Origin of the sequence: Streptomyces sp. BV286 (assembly GCF_019090165.1) — a bacterium.
In the GTDB taxonomy this organism is placed as follows: Bacteria; Actinomycetota; Actinomycetes; order Streptomycetales; family Streptomycetaceae; genus Streptomyces.
In genome coordinates, this window is sequence record NZ_JAHRIB010000179.1 from 75,024 (window position 1) to 83,596 (window position 8,573).

The 8,573-nt window shown below is 74.0% G+C and carries 7 protein-coding genes; 2 read left to right on the forward strand and 5 right to left on the reverse strand.

Annotation, left to right across the window (positions count from 1 at the left end; all coding sequences use genetic code 11):
- Nucleotides 1–10 precede the first annotated feature (10 nt).
- A complete protein-coding gene (locus KUF83_RS35020) occupies nucleotides 11–1,330 on the reverse strand; it encodes a M14 family zinc carboxypeptidase (protein ID WP_308403277.1) in 1,320 nt (439 codons plus the stop codon).
- A 519-nt stretch (nucleotides 1,331–1,849) separates the two neighbouring features.
- Nucleotides 1,850–2,836 carry an EamA family transporter gene (locus KUF83_RS35025; protein WP_217459068.1) on the reverse strand — a complete coding sequence of 329 codons (987 nt, stop codon included), beginning with the start codon at nucleotides 2,834–2,836 and terminating at the stop codon, nucleotides 1,850–1,852.
- A 117-nt stretch (nucleotides 2,837–2,953) separates the two neighbouring features.
- On the opposite strand from KUF83_RS35025, the gene KUF83_RS35030 reads away from it, so the two are divergent.
- Entirely contained in the window at nucleotides 2,954–3,472 is a 519-nt protein-coding gene (locus KUF83_RS35030) for a MarR family winged helix-turn-helix transcriptional regulator (RefSeq protein ID WP_217459069.1), read from the forward strand.
- A gap of 179 nt (nucleotides 3,473–3,651) precedes the next feature.
- On the opposite strand, the gene KUF83_RS35035 is transcribed toward KUF83_RS35030, so the two are convergent.
- Nucleotides 3,652–5,196: an FAD-dependent monooxygenase gene (locus tag KUF83_RS35035; RefSeq protein WP_217459070.1), complete on the reverse strand. Its 1,545-nt coding sequence runs from the start codon at nucleotides 5,194–5,196 to the stop codon at nucleotides 3,652–3,654.
- 186 nt (nucleotides 5,197–5,382) lie between these two features.
- Here KUF83_RS35035 and KUF83_RS35040 point away from each other — a divergent pair, with 186 nt between their 5' ends.
- Complete coding sequence (locus KUF83_RS35040; protein WP_217459071.1) at nucleotides 5,383–5,982, forward strand: TetR family transcriptional regulator; 600 nt, start codon at nucleotides 5,383–5,385, stop codon at nucleotides 5,980–5,982.
- 247 nt (nucleotides 5,983–6,229) lie between these two features.
- Here KUF83_RS35040 and KUF83_RS35045 read toward each other — a convergent pair whose 3' ends face one another.
- Both KUF83_RS35045 and malQ read right to left on the reverse strand, forming a co-directional pair.
- Complete coding sequence (locus tag KUF83_RS35045) at nucleotides 6,230–6,529, reverse strand: hypothetical protein (protein WP_217459072.1); 300 nt, start codon at nucleotides 6,527–6,529, stop codon at nucleotides 6,230–6,232.
- A 66-nt stretch (nucleotides 6,530–6,595) separates the two neighbouring features.
- Nucleotides 6,596–8,573, reverse strand: a 1,978-nt coding sequence (malQ, locus tag KUF83_RS35050; RefSeq protein ID WP_217459073.1) for a 4-alpha-glucanotransferase, incomplete at its 5' end; no start/stop codon positions are given.

Genomic DNA, 8,573 nt, shown 5'->3' on the forward strand with positions numbered 1-8,573 from the left:
GTACCGAGTTTCACGTACCGAGGAGCTGCCGGGCGAGATGGAGCATCGTGCGGGTGTGCAGGGCCGTCTGCCGGTGCACGGGTACCCAGCGGGTGTCGAAGGTGGCACGCAGCTCGCGGCTCCACTCGCGCACGAGGAGGTCGAGGGCCTCGGGCGGTTCGTCCAGGGCGCTGCGCATCATGGCGGCGGCCCGCAGCGGGATGCGGCGGGCGGCGATGCCCAGGGACGCGGAGTTGCCGACGGTGGTGGCGAGTTCGGCGTCGCCGAGGCCGTGGGCGTCATGGTTGTTCCAGGTGTCCACCACTCCGGGGCCGATGTCCATGAGCTCGCGCGCGGCGGTGTGGAACGGCAGCCGGCGTTCGTCCCCGGGCGGCCGGTCGGCCAGCTCGCCGAGGACCTTCTCCAGCTGTTTGGCGCGGCTCAGCAGGATCTCGGCGGCCCGGGAGATCTCCAGCTGGGGCCGTGCGACCGGGCTCGGGTCGCTGACGGCGGCCACGCTCCACAGGGGCGCCTCCACGACGGCCGACACCGTCCCGTGCCGCATCGCGTACATCCAGGTCGACTGGGAGACGTAGCCGGACGGGTCGCGTTCCTCGGCGGGGCTGCCGTCGGGCAGGACGAGGACGCCCGGACTGTCGACGAACCAGCCCATGCCGTCGAACGGCCGGTACTCCAGCGGGATGCCGAGCTCCGCCGCCACGGAGCGGAAGGCACGCGGCGCCCCGGGCACGGGACAGGTCAACTGCAGGAACGATCCGCCTACTTCGACACCGTGCAGGGAGAACTGGGCCACGGGCCGCAGCTCGTCGATGAGCCGGATCAGCGCCCGGGACTCGGGCATCGAGTCGTGCGGGTCGCTCTCCACGGGCGGGAACTCCGGCTGGCTGATGAACGCCGGCCGGTAGAAGCCGCGGTAGTAGCCGTCCAGGGTCGGCGTCCGGGTCGACGCCGACGCCGATGCCGATGCCGATGCCGGGTGTCCGACGAACCTGCGCTCACCGAGGGTCGTGCCGTCCGGGTCCAGACAGAGCAGGAAGTGCCAGGTGCAGCCGAGTTCCTCCAGGAGGCGCGGGTCGCCCAGGAAGTCCTCGGCGAGGCTCAGGGAGGAGGCGCCGCCGACCGGTTCGTTGGCGTGGGCACCGGCGACGGTGAGCACGTGCCGGTCCCCGCGGCCCGCGGACAGCAGCCACAGCGGCCGGCCGGCCCGCGAGGCGCCCACCGCGCGCAGGCGCACGACGTCCGGCCGCGCCCGGGCCATCGCCCGCGCCCCGCGCGCCACCTCGTCGACGGTGGGATACGGGTTTCCCCGGCCGGCACCCTTGACCCTCACGCCAACTCCTTACCTTTGTACGGACGTTGAGCGTTTTGACGGGTGGTCCGGGGGTCCGGGGGCCACGCCCCGTCAAGGCTCGATGTGCCGGGTCGGGGTGTCAAGGGGCCCTTGTGGCGGCCGCGACACCAGGTCAGCCAGGGGAATATGCCACCGGTGACCGCCCGCGGGGGCGCCCGCCGGATCATCCGTGACGGACCTCCCGGGGGCCGTCACCCCGGCGTCCATCACCCTGGCGTCCGTCGCCCCGGCCGCCGCGACCGTACCGGGCTCCGAACGGGCCTGACCGCGTTGGGCTCTGTCACCCGGGTCGGATTACGAAGGCGGCGGTGGCGGTGGCGGTGACGGTGACGCGCAGGAGCTCTCCACCTCGCCGGGGAGAGCCGGCCCGGAACAGGACGGCACAGCACGGCACGGAACGGCACGGAACGGTCCCAGGGGGCAGGCTTCGCACCCCTGGGCCCGTGCCGTTCTCCGCGGGTCGCCTGGGCGGGGCCAGGTCGAACCCGGCCCCGCGGGCTACCGGCGCGCAGCCGCCGTGATCGCCACCGGGGTCTCCTCGCGCACCGGGCCTTCCCGGACCACTCCCCGCTTCGGGGCGGCCGGGCCGGGGCGCGGCCCGAGCTGGCCGAGGACCGTGGCGGCGAAGGCCAGGCCCATGCCTGCCAGTTGGACTCCTCCCAGTGCCTGGCCGAGCGCCGCCCAGCCGATGACGGCCGCCGTCAGCGGGGAGAGCGGTCCGAGGAAGGTGACCTGCGTGGCGGTGAGCCGGCCGATGCCGCGGAACCAGAGCCAGTACGCGACCGCCGTGTTGACCAGGGCCAGATAGACGTATCCGCCGACGGCCCGCCCGTCGAGCGCCGGCGGCGCGCCCTCCAGGAGCAGCGCGAGCGGGGCGATCAGCAGCCCGCCGGCCGTCAGCTGCCAGCCGGTGAGCGCGAGCGGGCCCACGCCCTCGGGCCGGCCCCACCTCTTCGTCAGGACCGTTCCGGTGGCCATCGACGCGGTGGAGGCGAGGGCGGCCAGCAGCCCCACGGTATCCAGCGAGCCGGCCGCCTCCAGGACGACCAGGCTCACACCGAGGGCCGCGGCGATGCCGGTGAGGACCGTGCGCGAGGTCGGACGTTCACCGAGCAGGACCGCCGCGAGGCCCGCGACGAAGAGCGGCCCGACGGAGCCGACCACCGCCGCCATGCCGCCGGGCAGGCGGTAGGCGGAGAGGAAGAGGAGCGGGAAGAAGGCGCCGATGTTCAGCGCGCCCAGGACCGCCGCCTTCCACCACCACACGCCGTGCGGCAGCCTGCGGGCGAGGGCGAGCAGGACGAGCCCGGCGGGCAGGGCGCGCATCAGGCCCGTGAACAGGGGCCGGTCCGCCGGGAGGAACTCCGTGGTGACGAAGTAGGTGCTGCCCCAGGAGACGGGGGCGAGAGCCGTGAGGGCGATGGTGACGGAGGTCGCGGCCGCACGGGTTTCGGCGGGGGCGGAGGTGGCGGCGAAGCGTTTCATGACCGGCTCCCGGGCGGGCGGAGGGTTAATGACTCGGTAAGAAGTAACTTACCCCTAAGCTACTTTCTGTCAAGCTTCTTTCTTGCCGCCGAGCGGTGCGGTGCGGATACTCGTCCCATGAGCTCCAGCAAGCCACCCGGGGATCCCGTGGACGCGATCATCGACCAGTGGGCCGCCGTCCGGCCCGACCTGGACACGGCCGCGATGGAGGTCTTCGGCCGCGTCTTCCGGCTCTCACGGGCGATGGGCGACCGGATGGAGAAGTCGTACGCGCGACTCGGGATCTCGCGGGGCGAGTTCGACGCGCTCGCCACGCTGCGGCGGTCCGGGGCCCCGTTCAGCCTCTCGCCCCGCCAGCTCTCGGCCTCGCTGATGCTGACCACCGGCGGCATGACCGGGCGGCTCGACAAGCTGGAGCGGGCCGGCCTCGTCCGCCGCTCCCCCGACCCCCACGACCGCCGGGCCCTCCAGGTGACGCTCACGGACAAGGGGCTGGCGCTGGTCGACGAGGCGGTCGGGGCCGGGCTCGCCGTCCAGACGGAGGCGCTGTCCGCCCTCGACGACGAACAGGCCGGCCAACTGGCCGACCTGTTGCGTCAGTTGCTGTCGGGGACGGGCGAGCCGGACCACCGGTAGGGCAGCGGGTCCCGAGAGGCGGCCGGCTCCCGCCGACAGCCTTGAGGCCCGACAGGCCGGTCGACTCCGTCGGCTCCGTCGGCTCCGTCGACGCCGGTCTACGCCGGTCGGCCGGGGCCAGCGGGGGTCGACGGGGATGGCGAGGGCCGACGGGGGATGGCGGGGGCCGGAGGCGGCGGTCAGCTCCTCCCGAGGGCCCCGGCCAGCGCCGTCTCCGTCTCCTCGGCGGTCGGCGACTCGGCCGCCCAGGCCACGTACCCGTCCGGCCGCACCAGCAGGGTCGTACGGCGGTCGCTCGCCCAGTGCGCCACGCCGAGCCGGTCCTTGCGGGTGTCACCGCCGAGGCCCCGGCGGGCGTCCGGACCCCGCCCGGCGTCCGCCCCGGCCGGGGTGACGAGGACGAACCTGCCGTCCCGCAGCACCTCGTACAGGCGCCCCTCCCGCAGGGCCAGGTCCGGGACGCGTCCGCCGACCAGGGGGTGGGCGCCGCGCGGGGCCGGATAGGCGAAGCCGATGCCGGTGATCCGGCCGATCATGCGCGTGCGGGCCGGCCTGGCATGCCCGAGGAACGTGGTGAGCAGGGCGCGGGCCGCCAGCGTCCAGGGCCGCTTTGCCATCGCGAGCCGCACGATCCCACCGCTGCTGCGCAGGACGGACCTGCCGACGGGGTGGCGCTCGGCCTGGTAGGTGTCCAACAGGCCCGCGGGGGCGTGTCCGTCGAGCGTCGCGGCGAGCTTCCAGCTCAGGTTCACGGCGTCCTGGAGACCGGTGTTCATACCCTGTCCGCCGGCCGGGGTGTGCACGTGCGCGGCGTCCCCGGCGAGGAACACACGCCCCACCCGGTACTCCGGCGCCTGTCGCTCGTCGCTGTGGAAGCGGGACATCCAACGGGCGTCGTGCATACCGAAGTCACGGCCGAGGGCGAGCCGGGTGATCTCCTTGACCTCGTCGAGGCCGAGCGGCTCGTCGTCGGCGACGTCACGGCCCCGGTGCCAGCCGATCACCCGGTAGTAGCCGTCCCCGAAGGGCGCGAGGAACGCGAACGCGTCCCCGACCGCGTTCACGGTCAGCAGTGTCGCGGGCTCCTCGGCGAGCCTGACGTCCGCGAGGACGACGGAACGGATCACCGACCGCCCGGGGAACGGCTGCCCCACCGCCTCCCGCACGGCGCTGCGCATCCCGTCCGTTCCGACGACGTACGCGGCCCGCAGCTCCCCGGCCTCCCCGCCGGGCCCGCGCACGCGAAGGGTCACCCCGTCCTCGTCCTGCGCCAGCCCCGTCACCTCGGTCTCGTGGGCGAACCGCACTCCCGCCTCCACCGCGCGCCGCTCCAGCACCTTCTCCACCTCGTACTGCGGCAGCACGAGCAGGTGGTTGAAGCGGGAGGGGAGAGTGGTGAGGTCGATGGTCAGCCGGGCGAAGAGCCTCATCCGGTCGAGGGGCCGGCCCTTGGCCTCCAGCTCGTCGGCGAGACCCCGGGCGTCGAGCTGCTCCAGCGTGCGGGCATGCAGGACGAAGGCTCGGGACAGGTTGCTGATCCCGTGCGAGCGCTTCTCGACGAGGGTGACGGGGATGCCCGCGGTGGCGAGGTCGCCGGCCAGCAGCAGCCCGGTGGGGCCGGCGCCGACGACGAGGACCCCGCGGGAGGCGGCGCCCGCACCGGAGGCGGAGCCGGTGTCGGTGGCGGAGCCGGTTTCGACGTCGGTACGGATCTTGCCGTTCATGGCGGCCTCCTGATGCCCACGGGGTTGCCGGTCGAGGGGTGCCCGACCGGCAGCCGGTGACCGACAACCGGTCACCAACAGGCGTTTGCCAACACTTGTAGGCCAACGCCTGTTGCCACCATAGGGCGACCCTCTCCAGGTCGTCAACACTTGTTGGCATACGGACGTTGGCCTACGCTTGTTGTCATGAACGACGCCGACTCGACCCCGGAGTCCCCCCAGCCCCGCCGCTCCGACGCGACCCGCGCCACCATCCTGGCCGCGGCGCGCGAGCGCTTCGCCGCCGACGGATACGAGCGCGCGACCATCCGCGCCATCGCCCGCGACGCGAACATCGACCCCTCGATGGTGATGCGCTACTACGGCAACAAGGAGGGTCTCTTCGCGGCGGCCGTCGACATCGACCTGCGCCTGCCCGTGCCGGACAAGGTGCCGAAGGCGGACGTCGGCCGCATCTTCGTGGAGCACTTCATGGATCTGTGGGAGAAGAACGAGGTGCTCACCGCACTGCTGCGGGTCGGGGTCACCAACGCCGCCGGGGCCGAGCGCATGCAGGGCATCTTCAAGGAACAGTTGCTGCCGGTCGCGCTGCGCGTGTGCCCCGACCCCGAGCAGGCTCCGGCCCGCGCCGCGCTCGTCGCGTCACAGATGCTGGGCATGGCCCTGACCCGGTTCGTCCTGCGCTTCCCGCCGAGCGTGGCCCTGCACCGCGAGGAGATCGTGGCCTGGCTCGCGCCGACCGTCCAGCGCTATGTGACCGCCCCGCACCCCGGCCCGCTCGACTGAGACCGGAACCCCGGGAACCGGCCGTCCGCCGACGCCGGACGGCCGCCCGCAACACCTCACCTGTCACCCGTCACCCGTCACGCGTCATCCATAACCGGCCGGCCGTCCGTCCGTCCATCCGTCTGTCCGTCCATCCGTCGACGGGAACACGTCGAGGGCACCGTCCTCGCGCCCGTACGGCATCAGTCGCGTACGGGTGCGAGAACGGTGCCCTCGGAAGAAGACTCGAACTCGGAGGGGACCGAGGTCAGGAAGTGGCGCGCACCTGGTCAGGGCCCTGCATCTTGCCCTGGCCCTTGCCTCCCGGCTTGCGCCTGGGCTGCCGGTCGGTCGAGCCGTCGAGCACCCAGACCAGGCCCGCGATCAGCAGGAACAGCCCGATCGGCGCCACGACATAGAGGCCCAGCGTCTCGATGACGCTCAGCTTCTGGGCGGGGTCGTCACCGTCGTCGGGCGTCAGCGCGAGCGCCGGGGACGACATGAGCAGCATCATCAGCGTCGTACCGGCAGCCAGGGCGCCGGCGCGCAGGGCGTTCTTCTTGTCCACGGTGCAAACGTAGCGAACCCCCGATCCGGCCGCGCGCCCGGGGGTGCCGTACGGGGCCCTCGGGCCTCAACCGGCCTGCCCGCACCCGCCGGTGGTCCGGCCTTCGCGCACCACCTCGGCGAGGGCGTGCAGCCGGGGCGAGGCGGCGAGTTCCTCCAGCGTGACGGGGCGCCCTTCGGCGTCGGCGACGGGCAGGCGCCAGTTCGGGTACTGGTCCCAGGTGCCCGGCAGGTTCTGCGGTCGGCGGTCGCCGACGGCGTCCGGGAGCCAGACCCCGACGAGGCGGGCGGGAGTGCGCAGCAGGAAGCGGTGCACGGCCTGGATCTCCGCCTCCTCCGACTGTTCGGACACTCCGCCTGCCGCTCCCTGGAGCAGTCCGAGCCGGGCGAGCAGCGCCAGCCACTCCCCCACGTCGGCGGCGGCCTCGGCCCGCTCCTCGTCCACCGGGCGGGTCAGCAGGCCCAGGCGGTCGCGGAGTTCGACGTGGTCCCCGGTGAGGCGGGACGCGGTGGGCGGCAGGTCGTGGGTGGTGGCGGTGGCGAGGCAGTCGGTGCGCCATTGTTCGGGGGGCAGCGGCAGCCCCGTACCGTCCCAGTCGCGTTCGAACCAGAGGACGGAGGTGCCGAGCACCCCGTGTTCCTGGAGGGTCTCCCGCACTCCGGGCTCGACGGTGCCGAGGTCCTCCCCGATCACCAGGGCTCCGGCGCGGGAGGCCTCCAGCGCGAGGACGGCGAGCATGGCCTCGGCGTCGTAACGGACGTACGTGCCCTCGGTGGCGGGGCGGCCCTGCGGCACCCACCAGAGGCGGAAGAGGCCCATGACGTGGTCGATACGGAGGGCGCCCGCGTACCGGAAGAGGGCGCGCAGGAGGCGGCGGTACGGGGCGTAGCCGGACTCGGCGAGGCGGTCCGGGCGCCAGGGCGGCAGCCCCCAGTCCTGGCCCTGGACGCTGAACGCGTCCGGGGGCGCGCCGACCGACATGCCGGCCGCGAAGTACTCCTGCTGCGCCCAGGCGTCGGCGCCGCCCGGGTGGACTCCCACGGCGAGGTCGTGCACGAGTCCCACGGTCATGCCGGCGTCGCGGGCGCTGCGCTGGGCGGTGGCGAGCTGGGCGTCCGTCAGCCAGGCGAGCCTGCTGTGGAAGTCGACGCGGTCCATCAACTCGCCGCGGGCGCGGGCCGTTTCGGCCGAGCGGGGGTCGCGCAGCCCCGGCGGCCACCCCTTCCAGTCGGAGCCGTACACCTCCGCGAGCGCGCACCACGTGGCGTGGTCCTCCAGCGCCTCGCCCTCCTCGGCGAGGAAGTCGCAGTAGGCGGCCCGGCGGCCGGGCCCGAGCGGCACGTCCCGCACCAGCTCCAGGGCCTCGCGCTTCAGTTCCCACACGGCGTCACGGTCGATCAACGCGCCCTTGTGCAGCACGGATTCGCGCAGCCGGTCGGCCCTCTCCAGGAGCGCCCGGACGCGGTCGCGGTCGCCGGCGTACGCGAACTCGGGGACGTCCTCGACGCGCAGGTAGACGGGGTCGGGGTAGCGGCGCGAGGAGGGGCGGTACGGGGAGGGGTCGGTGGGCGCGCCGGGCACGGCCGCGTGCATCGGGTTGACCTGTACGAAGCCGGCGCCGAGCGCACGCCCCGCCCAGGCCGTCAGTTCGGCCAGGTCGCCGAGGTCGCCCATGCCCCAGGAGTGCCGGGAGAGCAGTGAGTAGACCTGCACGAGCAGGCCGTACGTGCGCCCCGGGGGCTCGGGCAGTCTCGTCGGCGCGACGACGAGGTGGGCGCGCGCGGTGCGTCCGTCGGGGGCGGTGGCCTCCAGCTCGTGCACGCCGGGCTCAAGCCCTTCGACGGAGGCGCGGGTCTCCCCCTGCTCGGTCCGGACGCGCAGGCGGGTCCCCTCGGGCAGCGCGGCCAGGGCGGAGGCGAGCGAGGAGCCGCCGGGGATGCCGCCCGGGGCGACGGAGTCCTGACTGGCGTCGTCGGCGCCGGAGACCGGGCCGCCCGCGCCCGGCAGCGAACTGCCGGGCGAGGCGGGCCGGCCGGCCGTCGGG

What these genes read in the sequence shown, in the direction of transcription:
- KUF83_RS35030 (WP_217459069.1), top strand. Translation starts at nt 2,954, where the DNA reads ATGAGCTCCAGCAAGCCACCCGGGGATCCCGTGGACGCGATCATCGAC.
- KUF83_RS35025 (WP_217459068.1), bottom strand. Translation starts at nt 2,836, where the DNA reads ATGAAACGCTTCGCCGCCACCTCCGCCCCCGCCGAAACCCGTGCGGCC.
- KUF83_RS35035 (WP_217459070.1), bottom strand. Translation starts at nt 5,196, where the DNA reads ATGAACGGCAAGATCCGTACCGACGTCGAAACCGGCTCCGCCACCGAC.
- KUF83_RS35040 (WP_217459071.1), top strand. Translation starts at nt 5,383, where the DNA reads ATGAACGACGCCGACTCGACCCCGGAGTCCCCCCAGCCCCGCCGCTCC.